Raw genomic sequence first — 22089 nt, forward strand, 5'->3', positions numbered from 1 at the left:
CTCAGCGATCGTTGTTGACGGTGTAGCTGACGCCGACGCCGATGGACTTGGCGAAGGGCAGCAACTGGTTCAGGTAGACGTCGACGCCCTCGATACGGTCGCCGACCATCGACTTGGGCACGAAGACGATGTCGCCACGCTGCATGGCCAGGGGCTTGCGGCCTTCCGGCCCGATCTTCATCAACTGGCTGAAGTCGAGGAAGTAGGCGTGATAGCGGCCTTCCGAGTCCTCGCGCATGAGCGCCACGCGGCGGGCGTCGCCCACCGGCAGGATGCCGCCGGCGCCGAGGATCGCCTGCTCCATGTTGTTGGCGGCGGGGATCGGCACGGCCGACGGGTTGCGCACCGCGCCGCCGACGAACACCGTGTTGCCCGGCGCCTGGTTGATGTTCACCGTGACCCGTGGCTCGCGGTAGATCGGCGCGAGCTTGGTGGTCAGCTCGTTGGCGATTTCCTGCGGCGTACGGTGCGCGGCCTGGATGCGACCGATGAACGGATAGTAGATGCTGCCGTCGTTGAGCACGGTGTACAGCGTCAGTTCGTAAATGGTGGCGACGTTGAACGCCGAGAGGGTCGGCATCTCACCGGCATCGCGGACGATCCGCAGGGTGTCCCCGACGCGCACCCGCTCCATCGCCGGCGGTAGCCTGGCGAGTTCTTCCAGGGCACGCTTGCCGCTGTCCACGGTGTCGCTGTCCGGTGCGGGAATCCGTGCGGGGGTGTTGCATGCGGCCAGGGCGAGCATGGCGAGCATGAGGAGGGTGCGTTTCATGAGGGAGCACTTCCTGTAGGTCATGATGTTCACTTCCAGTAGCCTGGAAACATGCTGATGCGGCGCTTGAGGGCGACCGGCAGGTGGCGTTCCAACTGGCCAAGGCGGTAGCCGAGCAGCTTGAACGCGCTACGCAGCGCTATTTCAGGTACGCGATACAGGGCACCGGCGGCACGCAAGGCCTGTATCTCGGCGAGGACATAGCGCTTGCCCTCGCCACCCGCGCCGCCGAAGGCGGCACGTATCCAACGCTCGCGGCCGTAGAACACGCCGATGTCGAAATAGCGGCGGAACTCTTCCAGCAAGCGGTAATCGTGGGAATGGTAGACCTCGGCGCTGGCCGCGTAGCGCACCGCGTAGCCGGCCTGCAGCAGGCGCGCGGCGACGTAGGCGTCCTCGCTGCCGATGACGTCTTCGGGGAAGCCGCCGACGGCCGCCAGGGCGTCGCTGCGGTAGGCGGAGAACGAGTCGGAACTGAAGCAGGTCTTGATCCCCAGTTCCGAGGCGTCGGCCAGGCGCTTGCTGCGGCTTTCCGGCGGGTAGTTGAAGCGCCGCGCCTGGGCGCCGAGCAGGCCGGCGCCGGGGTGCGGCAACTGGCGGCCGTAGGCCACGCCGATGTCGGCCTCGGCATAGAGTTCGTCGAGCAGGTTGGCGAAACTGTCGGGCGAGGCGGGAATGGCGTCCTGGGTCAGGTAGATCAGCGCGTCGGCCTCGACCTGCTGGCTGGCCCAGCGCCGCGTCCCGCCGTGGTTGAAGCTGGCCGGCTCGATGACCTCGACCCGCGCGCCGAAGGCGCGGAAGCGCTCCACCGTGTCGTCGCTGGAGCGGCTGTCCACCACCAGGATGCTGTCCGGCTGCCGCCGTTGCGCGGCCAGGGCCGGCAGCAGCCGGTCCAGGTGCGCGCCGGCGTTGCGCGTGGGAATGACCAGGGCGCAGCGCATCAGGCTTTCTTCTCGTCGCTGGCGGGGGCGCGACCGTAGATGTCGTTGAAGCGGACGATGTCGTCCTCGCCGAGGTACTCGCCGCTCTGTACCTCGATCATCACCAGGTCGATGATCCCCGGGTTGCTCAGGCGGTGGCTATGCCCGGCGGGGATGAAGGTGGATTCGTTGGTGTTGAGGAGAAACTCGCGCTCGCCGTTCTCCACCAGCGCCATGCCGCTGACCACGATCCAGTGCTCGCTGCGATGGTGGTGCATCTGCAACGACAGCGAAGCCTTGGGGCGCACCACGATGCGCTTGATCTTGAAGCGGCGGCCTTCCTCGAGCACGGTGTAGGTGCCCCAGGGCCGGCTGACCGTGCGGTGCAGGCGGAAGGCGTCGTGGCCGCGACGCTTGAGTTCCTGGGCGACGAACTTGACGTCCTGGCTGCGCGCCGCGTCGGCCACCAGCAGGGCGTCGGGGGTGTCGACGATGATCAGGTCGTGCACGCCGACGGCGCCGACCAGGCGCTTCGGCGAATCGATGTAGCAGTTGCTGACGTCGTGCAGCACGCTTTCGCCGCGTACCTGGTTGCCGTTCTCGTCCGCCGCGCTGAGTTCGCGCAGCGCCTGCCAGGAGCCGATGTCGCTCCAGCCGATGGAGCAGGGCACCACGGCGACCTTGTCCGAGCGCTCCATCAGCGCGTAGTCGACGGAGATGTCCGGCGCCTCGGCGAAGGCCCCGGCGGCCAGCTCGCGCTGGCGGCACTGGCCGTTCTCCAGGCTGCTGCCGTCGGCCAGGGCGGCGCGGGCGGCGATCAGCACCTCCGGCGCGTGGCGCTCCAGTTCCTGCAACACGGTGGCGGCCTGGAAGCAGAACATGCCGGCATTCCACAGGTACTTGCCGCTGTCCAGGTAGGACTGGGCGGTGGCCTGGTCGGGTTTCTCGACGAAGCGCGCGACTCGGAAACCGTTGCCCAGCGGGGCGCCCTGTTCGATATAGCCGAAGCCGGTCTCGGCGCGTTCCGGAGTGATGCCGAAGGTCACCAGGTAGCCCTGCGCCGCGAGTTCGCGAGCCTCGGCCACCGCCGCGGCGAAGGCCTGCTCGTCGCGGATCAGGTGGTCGGCGGGAAGGATCAGCAACTGCGCCTGGTCGCCGAAGTGCTCCTGCACATGCAGCGCGGCGGCGGCGATGGCCGGCGCGGTATTGCGTCCCACCGGCTCCAGCAGCAGGTCCTGGGCCAGGCCGCTGCGGTTGACCGCGCGGTAGTCGTCCAGGGTGCGGAACAGCAGGTCGCGGTTGGTCACCGTAAGCAGGCGGGCGACGTCCGGCAGCCCGGCGATACGCAGGAAGGTCTTCTGCAACAGGCTCTGGTCATCGGCCAGGCGCATGAAGGGTTTCGGCATGCTCTCCCGGGAAACCGGCCACAGGCGGGTCCCGGAACCGCCGGAAACGATGCAGGGGATCAGCGGGGCGACGGCGTTCATCAGTAGACTTCCTTGGTCAGGAGTACGGCTGGCACCGTACGGAACAGGATGTAGAGGTCGAACCACACCGACCACTTGGCGATGTATTCGAGGTCGTATTCCACGCGTTTCTTGATCTTGTGCAGGGTGTCGGTCTCACCGCGGTAGCCGTTGATCTGCGCCCAGCCGGTGATGCCGGGCTTGACCCGGTGGCGCGAGCTGTATTCGCTGACCGCTTCCTCGAAGGGAATGCCGGCGGCCTTGGTCGCCGTGGCGTGGGGGCGCGGGCCGACCATCGACATGCTGCCGGCGAGCACGTTGAACAGCTGCGGCAGCTCGTCGATGCTGGTCTTGCGGATGAAGCGGCCGACCCGGGTGATGCGGTCGTCGTCGCGGGTGGTCTGGCGTTCGGCGTTGGCGTCGGTCCTTTCCGTGTACATCGAGCGGAACTTGAAGACCCAGATCAGCCGGTTGTTGTAGCCGTAGCGTTTCTGCCGGAACAGCACCGGCCCCTTGGAGTCGAGCCTGATCGCCAGGGCCACCAGGGCCATCAGCGGGGCGAAGAGGACCAGCGCGATGCTCGCCAGGACCAGGTCCTCGCAGCGCTTGATCAGCGGCGACCAGCCGCGCAGCGGCAGCTCGGACGCGTTGAACATGGGGATCCCGGAAACGTCGACGATGCGGTTGTGGGCATGCCGGAAGGCAGCCATGTCCGGCACCAGCAGGACGTTCACCGGCAATTGCCGCAGGCGGTGGACGATGGCGCCGATGCGCCCCTCGGCGAACCAGGGCAGGGCGACCAGCACCTGGTCGACCTGTTCCTGGCGGATCAGCTTCTCCAGGTCCTTGGTGTTGCCCAGCAGCGGCAGCGAGTTGTAGTTCTCCGGGACCCGCTCGGAGCGGTCGTCGATGAAGCCGATGATGCCGGAGCGGATGTCGTGGTTGCGTACCAGGTATTCGGCCAGGTGCATGCCGCTCTCGGTGAAGCCGAGGATCACCGTGCGTTGCAGGTACATGCCGCGTTTCATCCAGGCCCGGTACAGGCGCAGCACCAGCAGGCGCTGCACGCCGAACAGCAGCAGGCTGCCGGTGAACCAGAAGATCACCAGCTTGCTGCTGAGGTAGGGAAACAGGCCCAGGCCCTGGTACATGAACAACAGCAGGCAGAACGCCGAGGCCCAGGCGAAGAACATGATGCGGAAGCGCAGGCGGTTGCTGAAGATATCGTCGGAGTAGACGTCCAGTGCCTGGAACATGATCACCGTGAGCGCGCCGAAGAACAGCAGCAGCCCGAGCATGTTGCTGCGCAGCTCCACGGGAACCAGGCCGGGGTAGTACAGCAGGAACAGCGCCGGGGCGATGGCGGTGAGCGCGTGTACCAGCTTGGTCGCGACCAGGAAGTACTCGATGAATCCAGCCCGTGTCAGCGACAGGCTATCTACCGACTTCGAATGCATGTTGTTTGCTCTGCCGATCACGGGCAGTCCATTGAGTGGATAGGGAAGAGCAAGGCGGTGAAGCGTCAATTTAGTGACTATTTTTCATTTGCCACGCGGTTTAGTCATTTTCCCGTCGAATAGGTTCATTCGTCGATAGTGGCTTTGTGATAGCTATCTTAGCATTCCCAGGGAAATATCCGTAGTCTGGGTAAGTTTTTTTAGTCAATTTATTGACGTATTTCTGGCGCCAAACTTTTATCCAAACAGTAGACGAGGAAATCTGACGCTGCCAATCCGCGAGCGCTCTGGCCTGGGAAGCGAAACGGGGTGAAAGGTGAGGGCAGGCCGCTCGGCCAAGTGGCCAGCCGCCGGTTCGACGACCCGCCTGTTCACTGGCGCTGCGGGCTGCCTGGGCAGGATGCGCCTGCGGTTCCATGACGCAGGTTGGCCGTTCGAGCGTGCCGGTCCGACCTGGGGGGCTTGGCGGACGTTGTCCGTTGCCCTCGTCGAAGGCGGAATAGGTTCGGGCCCGCGGCGTGCGCGGACGGCTCTACCAGAACCAGCCGCCGCGCGACAGCTCCTGCTGGCAACTGCGGTACTGGGCGCCGAACAGCGAGGCGCGGGACTGGACCTTCTGCGAGACGTTCTTCAGCCATGGCTTGGCGTCGTAGCTGCGGTTGCGGTAGCCGCCCCAGCCCTCGTGGTAGTTCAGGTACTGGCCGTAGGCGTCCCACTTGGAGACGCCGTTGACCCGTTGGCTCTTCTGGATGTACCAGCCCATGAAGTCCAGGGCGTCGGCGAAGTCGTCGCGGCTGACGCCCCAGCCGCCGGCCTCGCGCTTGTAGTCGGCCCAGGTCTCGTCCTTGGCCTGGGCGTAGCCGTAGGCGGAGCTGACCCGGCCCCAGGGGATGAAACCGAGGAAGTAGTAGCGCGGCGGCAGGGCGTCGTGCTTGAAGGACGATTCCTGGTACATCATCGCCATCGGCACCTGGACCGGCGCGCCCCAGCGCTGCTGCATCTTCAGCGCCGCCTCGTGCCATTTCGGTTTTTCGCGGAAGATCTCGCAGAGGTTATCGGGATTGGCGGGGGGCTTGGTGGCGCAGCCGGCAAGAGCCAGGAGCAGGGCCGGCATCGAGAGCCGCAGCATGAAAGGGGTCCTTTGGCAGACGTCTGGGTCGCTTAACGCTGGCGCTTTATACCCGCTTTCCGGCACTCCATGCATCCCCAGGCCGATTCCCTGCCTGCGGGGGGCGTCGGCGCTTCCTCAGGTCGGCCTGGGCGTCTCGGCCTGGCTGGGGGCTCCCTCCAGGCGCGGCCCCCAGTCCTCGACCTGGCCTTTTTCCAGGCGCCGCTCCAGGGTGCGCCGCCAGGATGGCGTCAGCGGCAGCGCCAGGCACTGGCGCAGCAACTCGGCGTCGGCCCGCCTGTCGAACAGCACCTCGGACAGGCGCAACAACGACCAGTCCGGATGGCGCCGTTCGACCAGTTGCAGGATATCGCCAGCCGCCACCACGCCTTCCTCCAGCACCCGGTAGTACCAGCCGGTGCGCCCGGACTCCTGCACCCTCAGGGACATCCCGGCGACCTCGAAGCGGTCGTTGAGTTTCCAGCAGGGCATGCGCCCCTGGGACACCTCCAGCAGCGCGGTGCCGGCCCGCACGCGGTCGCCGAGGCAGACGTCGGCTTCGCTCCAGCCGCTGGTGCTGAAGTTCTCGCCGAAGGCGCCCGCCTGCATCAGTAGGGGGTGTTCGCCCAGTTCGGCGATCCAGGCGGCGTAGTGTTCGCGTGGGTAATGGTGGATCGCTTTCTCGACGCCGCCATGGACGCGCAGGTCGCCCTGTTCGTCGCCCTCCAGGCCGACGGGGGTGACCCTGAGCGCACCGTCGCGCGGAGACTTGGCGATGCCGCTGCGCGAGCCGGGGCGGGTGAAGGGCCGGGCGCGGCTGGTGAGAAGGGCATCCAGGGGTAGGGCAGGCAGGGGCATTGGAGGGTTCTCTAAGATGCGAGATGGTATCGACTAAATACAATATAGAGTCCGCCAAGCCTTCGCCCGCTGTCAAGCCGCCAGACCCTCCGGATGTGTCGATAGCCTCGGTGGGCGGGGGTTCGTCCCCAGGACCTAGCTGAGCTGGCCGTGGGATTCTGAAGCTCGTCAAGAGTTTTGCCGTAATGGTCACGCTGGCTTGCACGCTACGGTGCTTACGACATTACTTTGCGTACGGAACCTAGCGCAGAAGTAACACAAGCAAGTGTTCACTCGATATCTCCAAGCATGAAATGGATTTTCGAATCTATAAATTGTAGCGAATACTTCTAGTCGACTCATCTACGATAGTTACAATCTGGGTGACATGTCATTAGTATTCTCCATGGGGTGTTTAATGAAGTAAAAACGCAGATAAGACATGGTGCCGCTAAGGACCTGCCGAAGAGGGTGTCCGAAAATATCCGGCATTTGTCCGAAGATACTCTAGAAAAAAGATGCTTCATGCTGGTTTTATCAGCTTCCGGGCTAGTAGTACGCATGAGGCGGCGGATGGAAACAATGAAAAAGACCGAATCTATCCTGTTGCTGATCCTCCGGGATATGCGGTGATGTTGGGTTTTTTATTGCGGGCGTCTATTGATGAGTCTGCCGCTTCATCCAAGGGCGATATCGATCATACTGCAGTGTTTCGTGTTGCTAAATTGAAAACATAGTCCAAGAGAGGCGGATACCTTCGCGACTCAGATAATAGTAGTGCATGGCATGCGTGCGGAGTAGTGTTAAGCGAGTTAAAAGTAAATATCAGTAGATGGTGAAGTGCTCTTGATCTTCACCGTTAAGAGAAAAGTCCTTAAGGACTTAACCTTGCTCCGCTACCGGATAGTCACTGGCTGTTAGCAGGGTCTAGACGAGCTAGCACAAACTGAGAGATCGACAAGAATGATAAATAAGAGAAATGCTATTTTCCTCTCAATGATTCTCATCTTTTTTATCATCGCCTGCATTGGTAGTGCAGGTGTGAGAGTGTGGAATTTTTACACTTTGTTTGACTCGGGGAAAATTGCTGAAAATTTTCGAGCAATGCCGAGACTGTTTAACTCGGTCCCAATAAAGAAGAGCGGAGCGGCTCATTTTTTTGAAAAAAACCTCAGGGATATGCCTGGCTCATTTAGCTTTCAAGGTCACGAGGTTGGCTTTAAAGACTGGTTGGCGAGCAGCAATACCACCGGCCTTATAGTTCTCAGTGACGATCGCATTGCCTTTGAGGAATACTACCTGGGCAATAGTGCGAAAAGCCTTGCTATTGGCTGGTCGCTAAGCAAATCATTAATGTCCCTCTTGATTGGAATGGCAGTTGATGAAGGATCAATACACAGTCTGCTAGATCCTGTGAACCTGTACGCCCCACAGCTTTCTGCTGGCGGATATGCGGGTGTTTCTTTGAGAGATGTGCTTGAGATGTCATCAGGAATAGCTTTCAGTGAGGACTACGGGAATTCGGACTCCGATATCAACCAGCTAGGTAGGACTATAGCGCTTGGCGGATCAGTAAATGAAAAAGTGAGTTCATTGAGAAGAGAAGATGCCCCGGGGAGAGTGCACCACTACGTTAGCGTAGATACCCAGGTGCTTGGTATGGTTTTATTGGGCGCGACTGGTATGGGCCCCTCACAGTTTATGAATCAAAGACTTTGGCCCCAACTGGGTGCCGAATGTGAAGGTGCATGGTTAACAGACGATCGGGGCACAGAGCTAGCATTCGGTGGGGTGAATCTTTGCCTAAGAGACTTTGCACGCATTGGTCTATTATTTCTTCATGGCGGTCGCAGCCTGACTGGAAGTCAAATTGTAAGTGCTGAGTGGGTCAAGGCATCAACCAAACCTCGGAGTGCTCACTTGCGTCCTGGACGTTACATAGAGGATGGTGAGCCAAATCTTGGGTATGGTTACCAGTGGTGGATTCCAGAAGGCAAAGAAGGGGAGTTCTTGGCTATCGGAGTGTACGGGCAGTTTATTTATGTAAACCCACTTAGGCGTGTGGTGATTGCAAAGACCTCCGCGTATATCGACTACAACGTTGACGGCATCCGTATGGAGCATGAGGCACTTGCAGCGTTCAGGGCTATATCAAGAACAGTAGGGGTGAGGTGAATATAGACATGGTGACCGAACACATATTTGATTTTGAATGGCGCCCTCTGCAGAACTATCTTCGTGATCGAGATATCGCAATACCACCCTTTGCGGCAGATCAAGAGTCAAGAAGTGACGCACTTTACAACTGGATAGTTAGCAAGGGGTATTCAGGAAAAGAAGGACTGAATCTTGGTACTTATTACCATATATCTGATTATGGCGTGATAGGATTGGCGTTGCTATGCGCTGAGAACGTAGGTGATATTTTGAAAGTCATAAAGGCCTATGTCAAGTTGTTCAATCGTGATATAGCTAATGTTGACGTCAAGCCTAGGGAGAATTACGAAGTAGAAATCCATATTTCAGTTAACTTTAAGCCGGAGTGGAATGACGCATCCCGTCAGTTTCATGTAAATGTTATAGCCTCTGCAACCTACAAGCTCATTATGGACCTGTTAGGTAATGACTTTCCCATCTCTGCATTGACAGTACCTGTGCACGGCGCAGATAAAACAATCTATGAAGGTTTCTTTTCTTTGCCTGTGAAGCATGAAGGAAGTGACATAATATTTAGCTTTCCAGCTCATCAGTTGAATAGAACACTGGCGACTGCCAATCCGGCGGTATTTCAGTCAGCCCTGAATATGGCAGGTGAGAGTTTCAATGCTCTGTTGGAAGTAGAGATGGGAGGGCTCCGTCAGCGAATCGAGTTATTCCTTGAGTCCATACCAGATCAATACCCTAGCTTGGTGACTACCGCAAAGTATTTATGCATGAATGAGCGGACGGTAAGACGTCGCCTGGCGGACGAGGGATGCACTTATCGCCAGATTGTAGATAAGGCCCGCAAAGAACGAGCAATTGCACTGCTACTGAACTCATCTATACCAGTTGATCGTATTAGCGATATTCTGGGGTACTCGGAAACAGCGAGTTTTAGACATGCATTCAGACGTTGGACCGGGCAGTCTACTACAGAATTCAGAAACAGTTTCCACTGATCTATCTAGTTTGAGATTGGGCAAGGAGCATCTTATGAATTTCAATAATCGTAATAATCAGATTCTGTCTATGATTGCCGAGACTCAGTTCGATGCTTACGTTTTGGGCTATATTGCGAAGGCGCGGACAATCTCGATTGCTGATGATTCCCTTCGCATTGAGGCCGAAGGATCAGCAATGCTTGCTGGACTAATTAGCGACTCATGCAGGAAACGTCGAACTCAAAAGAATCCATTTCCATATTTGCTACTTCAGATCGCGCACGAAGCCTTGGATCGAACCAGGCTTAATCTCGCAAATGTTCGTAATATATCTAGCGCTGATGCATTGTATAAAGAGCTGCTTAGTCAGGCTGCGTGGGACGCCTCAGTTGCTATGGATAATATATCGGAATTTGTCGAGCCAGATCAGGGTAGCGTCGGAGTAATCGAGCGACTTGTCGAGTTTGCACATAATTCGGGTATTGCAGAAGGTCAAAACCTGGCGCTGGAAGCTCTTGCAGTTCTTGGCTTAGACGTCAAGAGCCATTTCTAGATACTAAAATAAAAGATTGCCTCTTTTTCAAGGAGGAAGAGCGTTGAGGATAGTTTGCCTATTGGTATTGCTGAGTCTGATCGGCGGCTGCTCCCATTCAGTCACTTTGCAGGAGCGAGCAGAGCAAGAGGCCATTTTTATCCAGGAATTCCGCCAGGAATTCGCCAAGAGGCTTCGTTACCCGCTGTTCGCACCGGGAGATGAGATCCCCGAGGCCGATGTTGTGGTGTTTTTCCGCTTCGCAAGCTCGTCGGGGCGCATAAGCAGTTGCCGGGTACAGTACGGCGAGGGGAATGTTAAGAGCCGCAGTACGCTCGATGAAGTCTTCGCCAGGCGCGTGATAGCCACCTGCCGCGAGCCCGATCTACCGGTTGCTCCGCCCGCTCTGCTGGATGGTGGTGGAGGTTTCGGCTTCAAGCAGAGAGTGATGTTTCGCAAGGAAGTGGAACGTCCCAGGTGAGCAGCGTTCAGCGTCTAGGGTCGTTGCCGCAACTTTTTCCAGCTCATGCTCAATGACGTCTAAACTTTAGTGATGTTGAGAATGAAGTGCTGGTAAAACAGAATGACTCTTACAAGTCTGCTTGTGTTTTTTGGGAGGACTAGCCTGCTCGACGGAACTTATAGATCAGTCGATCTGACCAGCAAAAAAACAATCCTATATGGGATCACCCAGCGCCCCACCTAGCCGCTTTCATGCAGGGCATAAACATGAAGCTCAAAAGCATTAGCATTTTTGCCATACTCGCCCTTTGCTACAATATCACTCTTTGTGTCGCTGAAGAACCAAAGAGCTACTTCCCACCCGGGGATTACTATAGGACTGGAAATAGTGGGCTGCTGACGATATCTCCGTTATTCGAAGGACTTCAAAAGTTTCGGATACGAAGCACTGGACACAATGCCCATGCTTGCGGATTGAATGGAACTATAGAGTCAGATCATGTGCAGGTCGACGTCCGTGGCATCGGCGATATGTCGTGCGATGTCGTTTTCAAACTGAATGATGACAGAATTACCATAGAGAAAGGAGTCGCAAGTAGGGACTGTCAGGGCTTCTGCGGGGCGGCAGCAGGTTTTACTGGCACGTATTGGAAGCCTTCCCCAATCTGCGAGCCCGCCTCTATAAAATTCAACGACAAGCAAGTGAAGAAAGCACTGAAGAATAACGAGACAGAGAAGGCCTACTGGATTTCTCGAAAACTGATAACAGAGTGTAGGGACATGTTTGAAGGTTTTGGTTATCTCTCTCGTGTTTTTCATACGGCACATCTCTCCTTGTCTGCCAAAAACCACCAATGCAAGAAGATACTAGAGAAGGGCAGCTTCTTCAGAGACCTGAAGCGAGAGTATTTGCCGGAAAAAATGCAAAATGAATATGACAAGTATTCTACTGAGTTCAATCGTCTAGAAAGCGAGTGCGAACAATCAATGAAATAACAAATTGGCTTCACTAAGCAGAGGAGACTAAGGTGGATAGAGAATTGGATCAGCCCCTTCAGCGCAATCTGGAGCGGCTATACAATTACCTAGAAAATCCAGAACGAGAGGAGGCACAGCGTGTTCTGCTCGCAGCGGAACCAGAGCCGATCCGAATTACTCACGGAATTCCTGACCTCTATACCGACTGGCTGTCATCCCCCAGCTACTCAGCACAAGGTGGATTGACGGGGCAACTGACGCAGGTCATAAGCCAGACTGCCGGGCGGCCCGTTCTAGTGTTCGACGACTACTTCAAGGTTCATGAGGTCACTATTCGTACGGTCGCCGAAACCGGAGGAGCCAACAGTATTTCGGTGAGCGACCTCCAGGTGCAATTGAACCAGCAGATCAATACCTTTATCCAAGACCGCATCGATGGTGACAAAGCCGATAAGGTCAGCCGCCTCCAGTCCAATATTTCCTATCTGATTGAAATGGGTATTAATATCGATTTCACCGCCCGTCATGAGCTTCCACCTGGTGGGCGAGGCAACAGAGCTACTATTCCGACCTCTGACCCCAACGGTGAATCAGGTGTAACGATTGGCTATGGCTTCGATGTCGGCCAGCACGATGAATCCGGCATTCAGGCTCTGAACATCGCTGAATCCACGCGCAAAAAAATTCGCCCCGCCCTCGGCTTGAAAGGAGCGAACACCGCGACCTTCCAGGCATTAGCTCAACTCATCCCGGTACTCACAGATGAAGACGGGCTGTCCCTCTTTACCGCCAAGATGATCAAGGTCACTGATCGGATGAAGGTGAAGTTCCAGCAGTGGAGCACCTTACCTCCGGCGGTCAAAACCATAGTGACAGACCTGTATTACCACTATGGTGAGTATTCCTCGTTCCCAAACTTTGAGACTGCTATTTCTCAGAGCGACTGGCCAGCCGCCATTAGGGAGTTGAGGAACTGGAATGGTACTCCCAACAGTACCGATCCGAGCGATGGCATAGCCAGGCGATTGAACAATCGCGCGGACTATCTCCAACGATCCCTGGGACTCTAGAGGAGGCAACCATGGCCGAGATCAATATCTACCAGAACCCTGGTCAATCCCTGGCTAATATCTATAAGGGTTTTGCCCGTCAATGCAATCCTGGCTTTGTCTTCCCCGAAGCACAGACTATAGAGGCATGGGACATTCCGCTGAAGCTACACCCGGAATTCGTCCCGGGCGGAGACATCAGCAAAGCGGACCAGCAGTATTCGACGTTGCTTGCCCAAGAACTAGCCAACGGCGTAACCATTGGTTTCAGGATGGTCAATGAAAAGGAACGTGTTTGCAACGGTGAGATACTTCCTTTGCTCACCTCCATGGCGCAGAATCTTGATAGAATAAAGGCTCGCTTCGGCAGCGGATATCTTGACCGCTTCAAGGGCAGCCTGAACGTCTATCCAACCGACGTTGGTCTATCTCCGGACGCCTCCGGAGGCATTTCGCAGGAGTCCGGGCTGCTGGTTTCCTACGGTGTGAACCTGCGGACACTGGCTCCAGGCACTTGGCAGGCAATGACGCTCCCCGAGGATATTAAGACGTTGGTAGGGCCTGGTGTTGGCCTACGTCTGGACGCGCCAAATTTCAGCGACGTATTCAATACGATCAAATCGGGCCTCCGCTATACGACCGCAGTAGCCTTGCTGCTGGCCTATTTTGCAGCGATCTAATGTTATCTGGCCCTCTCCTTCGATAAAGAGGGCTAGATAAAAATTATCACACCCGCTAAATAATATGTAGATACCATAGCCCTTGATTCCGGAACTCGGAGAAGCGTTATTCCACACTGTCAGGTGTTGGAAAAACTCAGCTGGTTGGCCCGCAGCGCTATTTGTAGCGGTTTGCAAACGAAAGTCGCTACACTTATCGAACTATTTTTCTAGAAGCCTGTCGACTCCCCACATGGGGAAATTCGTGTCACAGTTATAACTCCACGCTATACGTGTGGATGCCCAAACGATTTGCGTACCGATTAAGCGAGTCCAGTGATCCAAATACGCGCACAAGTTCACCTCGAGAACGTAGCGGGTAATATTGACCGTCGGGACTGTAGCGCACTTGGAGCTGCCAACCGTGGCCGGAAGGCGCCGGAATAGCACGTAAGTACCGCGCAGCTCCGGCAACCACTAGTATCTTCAGTGCCTCGGCGCTGATTGACTCACGCATGGCGACTTCGCCTCGATGGTGGCGTGTTATCCAGGGCGGCGGCGATATCTTCCGGCATCAGTTCTCGCTGCGCCTTCTTCGACAGCATCTTGCCTTGCGTTGACTGCCGCGGATTTCCCGGTACCGATTGCGAGCGCCGACTGTCGCGCTGCGCTTGGACGAGCTGGGCGACTTGCAGCACATGACCCAAGCGCTTGTTCTCGACGATGGCACCCTGGTCTATCTCGCAGAGTTTGTCGTAGGTGGTAAAGGGGAGGGCGGTGCCGTCCACCCTGGGCTCGATGCGGCCATCCGGGTAGTGGTAGATCTCGACATGATCACCCGCCAGGCGGCGGGACTGCGGAGTGTCCGCTAGCAGATACAGCACCTTGTCGTACTGCACGGTCAACCGCTGCGAAACTCGCCGCGCTTCTCGCCAGGCGAAGATCAGATCCAAATCTTCATCACTGTGCAGCGGGCGATGGCAGTCATGCTCAGAGCGCGGCGGCTTGGCAAAACGCGCGTTGTAGCTGGCCATAAAGTGGGCTGCAAAGGCATTGGCGTCGGGCATGTTGCTGATTCCGCGAAGCCGCAGCTCCTTGACCAGGCGATCCTGCAGAGTGAGGTTCGCACGCTCCACACGACCTTTGGCCTGGCTGCTGTTGGCGCAAATGCTCTCGATGTTCAACTCGTACATCGCTCGGCCGAACTGGGTATAGCCGTCGCCGCCCTGAGGCGCCTTATGGTTACTGCGGAACACGCTGGCTTTGTCGCTGTAGAAGGCCAGCGGCTTTCCATGCCGCTCCAGGTAGGCGCGGGTGGCGGTGAAGTAGCTGAAGGTCGATTCGGCCTCGGTGAAATGCAGGTGCATCAGCTGGCTGGTTGCATCATCAATGAAGACCAGCAGCGTGCAGGCCGGTCCACGATCCTCGAACCAGCGATGATCGCTGCCATCGATCTGGATCAGTTCGCCGCAACAGGCGGCCGGTTGCGTGGCTGATAGACCTTGGGCGGCCGTTGCTTGCGCGGTACCCACATGCCGGCATCAACCATGATCCGTCGTACCGTTTCTTTGGCCAGCTTAAGGCCGTGGCACTCGACCAGTTTTTCCTGGGCCAGAGTTGGACCAAAGTCGCTATAGTTCCGTCGAATCAAGCTAATGGCGCGATTCTCCAGACCTGGCGACAGCTGCCGGTTACTCGGCTGACCACGTCGACGAGATGTTAGGCCGGCTGGGCCGTCCTCGCGATAACGCAGAACCAGCCGGTGCACCTGACGTGTCGTCAGGCGCAGACGCTGCGCCGCAGCGGCAGGTTTCAACCGACCCTCGATGATTGCCTCGATGACCTTGAGGCGATCCAGCTCCCGCATGCTCATTGTGACCCATCCGCAAGTTGCCGCAGTCATGGCGTGCCTCCGGTGATGCAGGAGGGAAACCCTAGACGCCGATTTGGGACATTTCTATTTGGCTAGATCGAGACATTACTATTTGGCCTTAACATTCTTGCTTCGCATAATGTGCAGACGTTACGTTAGGCGCAGCCCGACCGAGGGGAGAGTCACCAGTCCGGAAAATGCGCCTAGCTCCGGACTGGTGATTTACACGTAACGTCCGTTATGCGATGCCGCCCCGGGTTTTTCGTTACCGTAACGGAAAATCCTTGCTTTCGGTCCGGCAGGGCCTATGATTCGAATATTCGTTACGGTAACGGAAATTCGAAGATGGCCAAGGATACCCGCGATACCCAGACCCTCGACGCCTTCCCGGCCAAGCCGTCCAGGGGCCGGCCTCGCAAGGCTGACGCGCTCTCCAATGCTGAGCGGCAGCGTCTCTACCGTCAGCGGCAGGCGGGCAAGGCACCCCAGGTGGACGCGGATGCCCTGGTCCGTCTGCAGAACGAATTCGACCGGCACGTTGATGATGCGCGCGCCCTGGTCGCCCATCTTCGAAAGACCATTGCGCAGATGGAGCTTGAGGTGGATCTGTGCCGCCAAGAGCGATCCGATGCCATGCGCGTCAACAGCATTTACCGCGAGCGCCTGGAGCTTGCTGGTCTCCCTACAGACTACTAGCCCCTCCGAAGCCCCTTCGCGGGCTTCGTCGTTCCCGCCGCTCCGAAACCACCTCGCGCCCTGATCACCCAAGCGTGCGTATCGCGGCCATCCATAGAGCACGCTGTTGATGCGCACATGGGGCGATCAGATCTCCGAGGAATGTTCAGCGGTCTAGCCCGGCGAGTTCTCGTAGGGCCTTCCAGGCTCGCTGGCTTTGGGTGCTCGAACGGCACCCGGAGGGGTGGGGGTGCTGTTACACCCCCACTTTACCGCACGATCGTGCGGTGGTCGGGCTAACGAAGTGCTTCTTGCTCGTACCCGAATAGCACTCCTTTCAGTGCTATTCGTGCTTGATTCCTGATCTCTACCGGCAGGGCTTCGAATCTCCGCAATATCGGACGCATGTCGTCAGATATCAGTAGTTCGCTCTCGTCCATCAAGAGTTCGTCTGTGGTTACGCCCAGCACCTTTGCCATGGCCAGGGCTTTGTCTGCGGATGGCATTCCATGGCCCGCTTCATAGCCCGTATAGGGGGCATGCCGAGATAAGGGGGAAATTCATTCATTTGGTCTGTAAGTAGCTGTTTTTGATCATGAAAGCCCTAGGGCGATGATCGCATTAACCACACCCGCCTCTATCTTGTGCTGCGAACTCCATTCCCATCCGCCGACAGCGTTTTTGATCCGCTCGTAGCGCAGAAACGACTTTGAGGCTTTTGGATGGCCCTTTCCTCAACCGTCGCAGGAGGTACTGATCATGGAGCACACTGCCGCTCAACCGGTTGAAACGGTCGTAGACATTACCTGTGATGTTTGCCGCCAGAGCACTAGCGTTGAAGGTTATGGTCAACAGTTTGGAACCCTTCAGGCACACTGGGGGTATGGCTCCAAGCATGATGGCGAGCGCTACAAGGTTCATCTTTGCGAGCTTTGGTTTTTCCGCACACTAAGCGGCCTACGTCGCGAGCGCATGGTCAACGCCATGTTCGACGAGGAGCCTGATTCCACGAAGGATGAGTTCGGCCTGGTGCGGCGTGACGAATTCTGGGGCGATGGCTGAGCCTGAGCGCAGATATCAGGAGTGGTAGCCGTTCAGTCTTCAATCGAAGAGCTGAAGACAGGCTCGAAAATCGAACCCGCCGCTTGCTCCTCATTCCGGCCGGCCTGCAGCATGTCGCCCTTGCTCGGGTAGTGACACAGCAGCCGCCGAGCCTCATTGCGGATGGACTCCGACAAGGTGGTGTCACGAGAGAGCTCGACGAGAAACTCCTGGGCCTGCACCACCGAGCGGGTACGTTCGTAGGGTAGCGTCATCTGAACCTCCACTCCGCTTCTGACCTCAGTGTGCCGGATCATGAGCTACTTGCGCCACCGCTGCTCGTGGGCGGTGCCTGCCCGAGCAATTTCAGTTGCGCGGTGGCTTTAGCCAGACGCTCCTGCAGGCTCTGGGTTTGCTGTGCCTGAATCGAGGAGGCTTCACCAAGCCGGGTCACCTCATCCTGCAGAGCGTGGCAGCGCTGCTCCAGGGCTTCATTCGTACGTACAATGCTGGTCAGCGTGTTCTGGGCGACCTCCAGAGCCTGAGCCTTCTGCGTCAGTAGCTTCTGCTGCGCATGCTGATCCTTCTGCTGCTGCCGCGCCTCGGCAAGCAGGCGCGCATTGTCGCGGTTCAGGTGGGTCAGCTCGTCCTGCTTGACGATCAGGGTCTGCTGTAGCTGTCGCAGTTCCAGTTGCAGTTGTTGTACCTGCGACTCGTGCCGGCGCTGCTCTTGCTCACGCTGCTCCTTGCTGGCCTGGCGATAGTGCTCCAGGGCATCACGGGCATGCTGATGCTTGTCCTCCAGCGAGCGAATCTGCCCGTCGCGGTCTTGCAGGCGCGCTTCCTGGTCGTGGTTGGCTTGCTGCAGGCGGGCATTCTCGACCTCGGCCTGTTGGCGCAGCTGTTGTTCCTGCAGCAGTGCTTGCTGGGCAGCCTGGAACTGCTCCGTGAGCCCAGCGCGCTGACCTTCCAGCTGCTGGATACGGCTTTCGGCCTGCCGAATCTGGTTCTGGTAATCGAGTCGTTCCCGTGCCAGTTGTTCGCGCTCCTGGGCCATGTCGGCCTGCGCTTCCTCCTTGAGCTGATCCGCCAACTGGGCCACCAGGTTGGCCAACTGCTCGCTGAGCGGCAATGCGGCCGCGTTCCGGCCGCGGTCGGCGTCTTCGAGTTCTTTCAGGTAGCGATGGATGGTGGTTTTCGAGCCGGTATTGCCCAGCTCGACCCGTATTGCGTCGATGCTGGGATTCTCACCCCGCGCCAGGATGGCCTGGCGGGCTTTCTGAACCAGTGCCTTGTTGATGCCGCCGCGGGCCATGGTCTGCTCCTACGATTTCATAATGGATTACATACCATGTATTTACATACTAAATTGTCATGAAGTAAAGCAGGATTTGAAGGCTTGTTTCAGATAAAATAACCGATGATTATCCAAGGTGAGGCGGCATTTTTGTCGTTTAGTCGTCGCTCACCGGTACACCAAGGGGATACGCCCAGATGAGCCAGGAGATCGAGCGGTACCTGCAGGCCGGCACCCGCGCTAGCACGCGGCGCAGCTACCAACAGGCGCTCGAGCACTTCGAAGTGACCTGGGGCGGCTTTCTGCCGGCAACCAGCGATGCCATCGTGCGCTACCTGGTCGATCACGCCGCCATGCTGTCCAGTAACACTCTCAAGCTGCGCCTGGCGGCACTGGCGCAGTGGCACGTCAGCCAAGGCTTCCCCGATCCGACCAAGACCCCACTGGTTCGCCAGATCCTCAAGGGAATCCGTACTCTGCACCCGCGCCAGGAGAAGCAGGCCGAGCCGTTGCAATTGCGCCAACTCGAACAGTGCGTGCTGTGGTTGGAACAGGCCGAGGGGAGAGCACGAGCGGAGGACGACTGGCCGCGGTTGCTGCGCTGTTGCCGCGACCGTGCGTTGATGCTGATTGGCTTCTGGCGGGCGTTCCGCAGCGATGAGCTGTGCCGTCTGCAGGTCGAGCACATCCAGGTAAGGCCGGGGGAGGGCATGCAGCTGTTTCTGCCCTGGAGCAAAGGTGACCGCGACAACCAAGGCCAGACCTTCAGCGCGCCGGCGTTGGCCAGGTTATGTCCAGTACAAGCCTACGTCGACTGGATCAGCGTGGCGGGCATCGCGCGTGGGCCGGTATTCCGTGGAATTGATCGCTTGGGGGCATTTAAGTGAGCAGGGTTTGCACCCAAATAGCATTGTCCCACTCATGCGCGCCGTACTGCAGGCGGCAGGACTGCCTTCGGAGCTGTACAGTAGCCACTCGCTACGCCGCGGGTTTGCCACCTGGGCCACCCGCAGCGGCTGGGATCTCAAAGCGCTGATGCAGTACGTAGGTTGGAGCGATGGCCAATCCGCATTGCGCTATGTGGAGAGCACAGGAGTGTTCCCTGGGCAGTTGAGTGCGCTACAACACATCTCAAACTGGCCCGAGGGGACTGCCATAAGACCGCCTTCCGCGGCCCCGATCTGCACCTAGCTGCGCACTGGGAACACCAGCTCGTCATGTGCGGTGCAAATGAGTCGATGATCCAGCACATGGAAAATTGCAGGGTTCTTGGCATCCTGGGCACCCACAAAGAAGAGGTAACTGCGGGATGCCTGCTTGTCTTTTTTGGCTTTTATGTTCTCTTGCCGGGCTATTTCCAGCTCATTTTTCAGTCGCCCGCGGGCAGCTGCTGACCACTCGCTCCAAAGGACGACCACCTGGTAAGGCGTTAGTTTTTTCTCTTCCCATTCGCCCGCGTTGAGTGAAATGGTCAAGTGTTCATGCTACAAAGACGCGCTGAGGGAACGCTGGTCGAGGCAGTCCAGGTTGTACTGCCTGCGAGGCTGAATGGATCCAATGACTGGACGATGGAGAAGCTGACCGAGCTGATAAGGGTCTATGACCGGGACGAACGAGTCTTGGGCTACGACTTCAAAACGGCATCAGGCCAGACCTACTCGCACAGAGATTGCCTGTACTCACAGGACGGAGCCAAGCACCAGGTCTATTGTTCGATGATGTGTCCCGCATGAGATGGTCGCCACCTCTGGTGGTTCTTGGCAGGGCCATTCACGAGGTTTGACAGGACAATGAAGGCTCTTCCCGAGAAAATCCTGGACATCATTCAACAGCTTCCAGAAGGTGAGGTTCTGACACCTAGCAGATTCCTGCATCATGGTTCTCGCCATGCTGTGCAGCGAGGACTCTCTCGCCTGGTCGAAGGTGGAAAGCTGTTTCGCGTTGCTCGGGGCATTTATGTTGCCGCAGTCGAAACTCGGTTCGGCGTGCGCCCGCCGGCACCGGAGAAGGTTGTCCACTCGCTGGCTAATGCGCTGGGTGAAGTGCTGGTCGACCACGGGGCTCGTGCCGCGAATAAATTAGGGCTGAGCACACAGGTTCCAGTTCGCTATGTCTTTCTAACCGACGGACGCTCTAGGGAGCTTCAGGTAGGCAAGACCACCGTGTCGATTCGGTATGCGCCTCGATGGTTGATGGCTCTAGGCGCTACTGGAGCGGGGGAAGCCATTCGAGCATTGGATTGGATTGGCGAGGCAAGCGTGGGGTATGCCGTTTTCAAACTTCATAAACTACTACCCGAGAGCGAATGGGGTGATCTGGTGTCAGCTCACCGCTCGTTACCTATCTGGATGGCGAATGCAATCTGCGCTCAGTCGAGTTGCACCCACCCTGTCAAGTTGGGCTAGCGGTTTAGCTGTAGCCTACTTACCGCCAGATCGGCATCATCTGGAATGGGGCAATTCGATGTGAAAGCCCGTGAGGCCGGCGGCTGAGGTGCACCAGATGCGGCCTTTGTGAGCCTCAATGATGGATCGGGTGATGGCAAGTCCGAGCCCGGCGTTGCTCGGGCTTCCCTCCCGCCGAGCGGGGTCGACCCGGTAAAAGCGGTCGAAGAGCTTCTCTAAATGCTCTGAGCTAATTGTGTCCCCTGGGTTCTCGATGCTGAAGGTTGTGGAGTCCGCTGTCTCGCGGATCAAAACCGAAATTGTATGTCCCACCGGCGTGTAGCGCAGTGCATTGGACAGCAAGTTGGAAAGTGCACGATCAAGCATCAGCCGATCTCCCAGCACTTGGCCTGTGCCTGTGAGCGATAGTTCAATGCCATGTTCTTCGGCCAGAAGGTGGTAGTAGTCAAACAGCTTGAAGACTACGTCAGCCAGTTCGATCCTGGCCTGCTCGGGGATGATTAGGCCATTATCAGCCTTGGCCAAGAAAAGCATGTCATCAATCATCCGAGACATGCGCTTCAAGTCCTCCAGGTTGGAGTAGAGATTCTCTTCATAGGCATTGATATCGCGTTTCTTGCTCAGCACGACCTCGGTGTGGGTCATCAGGTTGCTAACGGGCGTGCGTAGCTCGTGGGCAATGTCGGCCGAAAAATTGGAGAGCCTAACGAAGGCATCCTCTAGCCGAGCCAACATCGCATTGAAGGATAGAACCAGTTGCTGAAGTTCCCGCGGCACTGGTTCGAGAGGGATTCGTTCCTGTAACGAGCGAGCGGACATCCCGGAGGCCACATGAGTGACTTGCCGCAGAGGCCTAAGGCCGCTGCGAGCAACCACCCAGCCGAGCGTGGCACTGAACAGGGCACTGATGACCAATCCAATCCAGAACCATCGTTGCAGCGTGTCGAAAAAGTGTGTGTGATTGGTGACGTCAAGAATCAGCAAAGCTGTGAGCGGCTCAGCCTGATCGGCTACCGAGATTTGCGCCGTCATGCCGCGGTACATGTGTTGGCCGTTCTGCCACTCCCACATGCTCTGCTCATTTTCACGTCTGAAACGCTCTGGTACTTCGACTGCTCTGGGGGCGGAGAACAGTACAGAACCGTCACTGGCCAGGATAGTGGCCGCCAGATCCTGATGGGCTCCCAGCAAGGCTCGCAACTGCGGTAATTCTTCCGAAAGGCTCGCTTCACCGCGAGCATTGTTGAGGATATGTTTGGCGGATTCGAGTTTCTCCACCAGGGCCTGCCGATCCAGCATCTTGAAGTGGTGCTGGCTGAGCATATTGAAACTCAGCCCTGCTACCGTCAGGACTGCAATTACCGCGGACATGAACATCAGGCTCATGCGTGCTGTCAGCGAAAGGTGCTTCATAT

Annotated in this window: 24 protein-coding genes and 1 pseudogene; 13 read left to right on the plus strand and 12 right to left on the minus strand. The window is 57.6% G+C overall.

Annotated elements, in window-relative coordinates; all coding sequences use genetic code 11:
- Position 1 precedes the first annotated feature (1 nt).
- From HMPREF2924_RS10280 to HMPREF2924_RS10305, 6 genes are all read right to left on the minus strand, one after another.
- The gene (locus HMPREF2924_RS10280; RefSeq protein ID WP_003089227.1) at positions 2-772 is read right to left on the minus strand and encodes a polysaccharide biosynthesis/export family protein; all 771 of its coding nucleotides are present in this window, start codon (positions 770-772) and stop codon (positions 2-4) included.
- A gap of 29 nt (positions 773-801) precedes the next feature.
- Positions 802-1713 carry a glycosyltransferase family 2 protein gene (locus HMPREF2924_RS10285; protein ID WP_003089226.1) on the minus strand — a complete coding sequence of 304 codons (912 nt, stop codon included), beginning with the start codon at positions 1711-1713 and terminating at the stop codon, positions 802-804.
- Positions 1713-3179, minus strand: coding sequence for a mannose-1-phosphate guanylyltransferase/mannose-6-phosphate isomerase (locus HMPREF2924_RS10290; protein ID WP_003089225.1), 1467 nt, complete (start codon positions 3177-3179; stop codon positions 1713-1715). The genes HMPREF2924_RS10285 and HMPREF2924_RS10290 overlap by 1 nt, the downstream gene beginning before the upstream one ends.
- The gene (locus tag HMPREF2924_RS10295) at positions 3179-4615 is read right to left on the minus strand and encodes an undecaprenyl-phosphate glucose phosphotransferase (RefSeq protein WP_003111160.1); all 1437 of its coding nucleotides are present in this window, start codon (positions 4613-4615) and stop codon (positions 3179-3181) included. Before HMPREF2924_RS10295 ends, HMPREF2924_RS10290 begins: the two co-directional genes overlap by 1 nt.
- Positions 4616-5147: 532 nt before the next feature.
- Positions 5148-5744, minus strand: coding sequence for a transglycosylase SLT domain-containing protein (locus tag HMPREF2924_RS10300; protein ID WP_003158944.1), 597 nt, complete (start codon positions 5742-5744; stop codon positions 5148-5150).
- A gap of 117 nt (positions 5745-5861) precedes the next feature.
- Positions 5862-6581 carry an MOSC domain-containing protein gene (locus HMPREF2924_RS10305; protein ID WP_023094725.1) on the minus strand — a complete coding sequence of 240 codons (720 nt, stop codon included), beginning with the start codon at positions 6579-6581 and terminating at the stop codon, positions 5862-5864.
- Positions 6582-7078: 497 nt separating this feature from the next.
- Here HMPREF2924_RS10305 and HMPREF2924_RS35485 point away from each other — a divergent pair, with 497 nt between their 5' ends.
- The 8 genes from HMPREF2924_RS35485 (at position 7079) to HMPREF2924_RS10340 (ending at position 13404) form a co-directional block, all read left to right on the plus strand.
- Positions 7079-7297: a hypothetical protein gene (locus HMPREF2924_RS35485; protein WP_123794462.1), complete on the plus strand. Its 219-nt coding sequence runs from the start codon at positions 7079-7081 to the stop codon at positions 7295-7297.
- A gap of 226 nt (positions 7298-7523) precedes the next feature.
- Positions 7524-8735, plus strand: a complete 1212-nt coding sequence (locus HMPREF2924_RS10310) for a serine hydrolase domain-containing protein (protein WP_003131848.1) — start codon at positions 7524-7526, stop codon at positions 8733-8735.
- Between the two features lie 8 nt (positions 8736-8743).
- Complete coding sequence (gene vqsM, locus HMPREF2924_RS10315) at positions 8744-9721, plus strand: HTH-type transcriptional regulator VqsM (RefSeq protein WP_003131850.1); 978 nt, start codon at positions 8744-8746, stop codon at positions 9719-9721.
- Positions 9722-9755: 34 nt separating this feature from the next.
- Positions 9756-10256 (plus strand): hypothetical protein, encoded by a 501-nt coding sequence (locus HMPREF2924_RS10320; protein ID WP_003131852.1) that lies wholly within the window; start codon positions 9756-9758, stop codon positions 10254-10256.
- Positions 10257-10299: 43 nt separating this feature from the next.
- Positions 10300-10716 carry a hypothetical protein gene (locus HMPREF2924_RS10325; protein ID WP_003111054.1) on the plus strand — a complete coding sequence of 139 codons (417 nt, stop codon included), beginning with the start codon at positions 10300-10302 and terminating at the stop codon, positions 10714-10716.
- A gap of 248 nt (positions 10717-10964) precedes the next feature.
- Positions 10965-11693 (plus strand): hypothetical protein, encoded by a 729-nt coding sequence (locus HMPREF2924_RS10330; RefSeq protein WP_003131854.1) that lies wholly within the window; start codon positions 10965-10967, stop codon positions 11691-11693.
- A gap of 32 nt (positions 11694-11725) precedes the next feature.
- A complete protein-coding gene (locus tag HMPREF2924_RS10335) occupies positions 11726-12745 on the plus strand; it encodes a pesticin C-terminus-like muramidase (RefSeq protein WP_003131856.1) in 1020 nt (339 codons plus the stop codon).
- 11 nt (positions 12746-12756) lie between these two features.
- Positions 12757-13404 carry a DUF3218 family protein gene (locus HMPREF2924_RS10340; RefSeq protein ID WP_003131858.1) on the plus strand — a complete coding sequence of 216 codons (648 nt, stop codon included), beginning with the start codon at positions 12757-12759 and terminating at the stop codon, positions 13402-13404.
- Between the two features lie 488 nt (positions 13405-13892).
- Here HMPREF2924_RS10340 and HMPREF2924_RS10345 read toward each other — a convergent pair.
- Positions 13893-15286: pseudogene (locus HMPREF2924_RS10345) on the minus strand (ISNCY family transposase).
- Between the two features lie 315 nt (positions 15287-15601).
- Here HMPREF2924_RS10345 and HMPREF2924_RS10350 point away from each other — a divergent pair.
- The gene (locus tag HMPREF2924_RS10350; protein WP_003131859.1) at positions 15602-15952 is read left to right on the plus strand and encodes a hypothetical protein; all 351 of its coding nucleotides are present in this window, start codon (positions 15602-15604) and stop codon (positions 15950-15952) included.
- A gap of 275 nt (positions 15953-16227) precedes the next feature.
- Here HMPREF2924_RS10350 and HMPREF2924_RS10355 read toward each other — a convergent pair whose 3' ends face one another.
- A complete protein-coding gene (locus HMPREF2924_RS10355; protein WP_174218797.1) occupies positions 16228-16491 on the minus strand; it encodes a helix-turn-helix domain-containing protein in 264 nt (87 codons plus the stop codon).
- A 199-nt stretch (positions 16492-16690) separates the two neighbouring features.
- Between HMPREF2924_RS10355 and HMPREF2924_RS10360 the strand changes: the two genes are divergently transcribed.
- Positions 16691-16993, plus strand: a complete 303-nt coding sequence (locus HMPREF2924_RS10360) for a hypothetical protein (RefSeq protein ID WP_010794183.1) — start codon at positions 16691-16693, stop codon at positions 16991-16993.
- Between the two features lie 32 nt (positions 16994-17025).
- Here the strand turns inward: HMPREF2924_RS10360 and HMPREF2924_RS10365 are convergent, their stop codons facing one another.
- Together HMPREF2924_RS10365 and HMPREF2924_RS10370 are read right to left on the minus strand one after the other, a co-directional pair.
- Positions 17026-17247 carry a BPSL0761 family protein gene (locus HMPREF2924_RS10365; protein ID WP_010792965.1) on the minus strand — a complete coding sequence of 74 codons (222 nt, stop codon included), beginning with the start codon at positions 17245-17247 and terminating at the stop codon, positions 17026-17028.
- A gap of 38 nt (positions 17248-17285) precedes the next feature.
- A complete protein-coding gene (locus tag HMPREF2924_RS10370; protein ID WP_003131864.1) occupies positions 17286-18287 on the minus strand; it encodes a DNA-binding protein in 1002 nt (333 codons plus the stop codon).
- Positions 18288-18466: 179 nt separating this feature from the next.
- Between HMPREF2924_RS10370 and HMPREF2924_RS10375 the strand changes: the two genes are divergently transcribed.
- Positions 18467-19156 (plus strand): site-specific integrase, encoded by a 690-nt coding sequence (locus tag HMPREF2924_RS10375; RefSeq protein ID WP_083325382.1) that lies wholly within the window; start codon positions 18467-18469, stop codon positions 19154-19156.
- 34 nt (positions 19157-19190) lie between these two features.
- Positions 19191-19460 carry a tyrosine-type recombinase/integrase gene (locus HMPREF2924_RS36945; RefSeq protein WP_079455032.1) on the plus strand — a complete coding sequence of 90 codons (270 nt, stop codon included), beginning with the start codon at positions 19191-19193 and terminating at the stop codon, positions 19458-19460.
- Here the strand turns inward: HMPREF2924_RS36945 and HMPREF2924_RS35860 are convergent.
- Entirely contained in the window at positions 19457-19744 is a 288-nt protein-coding gene (locus HMPREF2924_RS35860) for a hypothetical protein (protein ID WP_016487034.1), read from the minus strand. The two genes, HMPREF2924_RS36945 and HMPREF2924_RS35860, sit on opposite strands and share 4 nt — an antisense overlap.
- Positions 19745-20059: 315 nt before the next feature.
- On the opposite strand from HMPREF2924_RS35860, the gene HMPREF2924_RS34240 reads away from it, so the two are divergent.
- Entirely contained in the window at positions 20060-20674 is a 615-nt protein-coding gene (locus HMPREF2924_RS34240) for a DUF6088 family protein (protein WP_004374692.1), read from the plus strand.
- 36 nt (positions 20675-20710) lie between these two features.
- Here HMPREF2924_RS34240 and HMPREF2924_RS10385 read toward each other — a convergent pair whose 3' ends face one another.
- A complete protein-coding gene (locus HMPREF2924_RS10385; RefSeq protein WP_003139556.1) occupies positions 20711-22087 on the minus strand; it encodes a heavy metal sensor histidine kinase in 1377 nt (458 codons plus the stop codon).
- Positions 22088-22089: the final 2 nt, after the last annotated feature.

The sequence above is a fragment of the Pseudomonas sp. HMSC063H08 genome (genome assembly GCF_001813645.1).
GTDB lineage: Bacteria > Pseudomonadota > Gammaproteobacteria > Pseudomonadales > Pseudomonadaceae > Pseudomonas > Pseudomonas aeruginosa.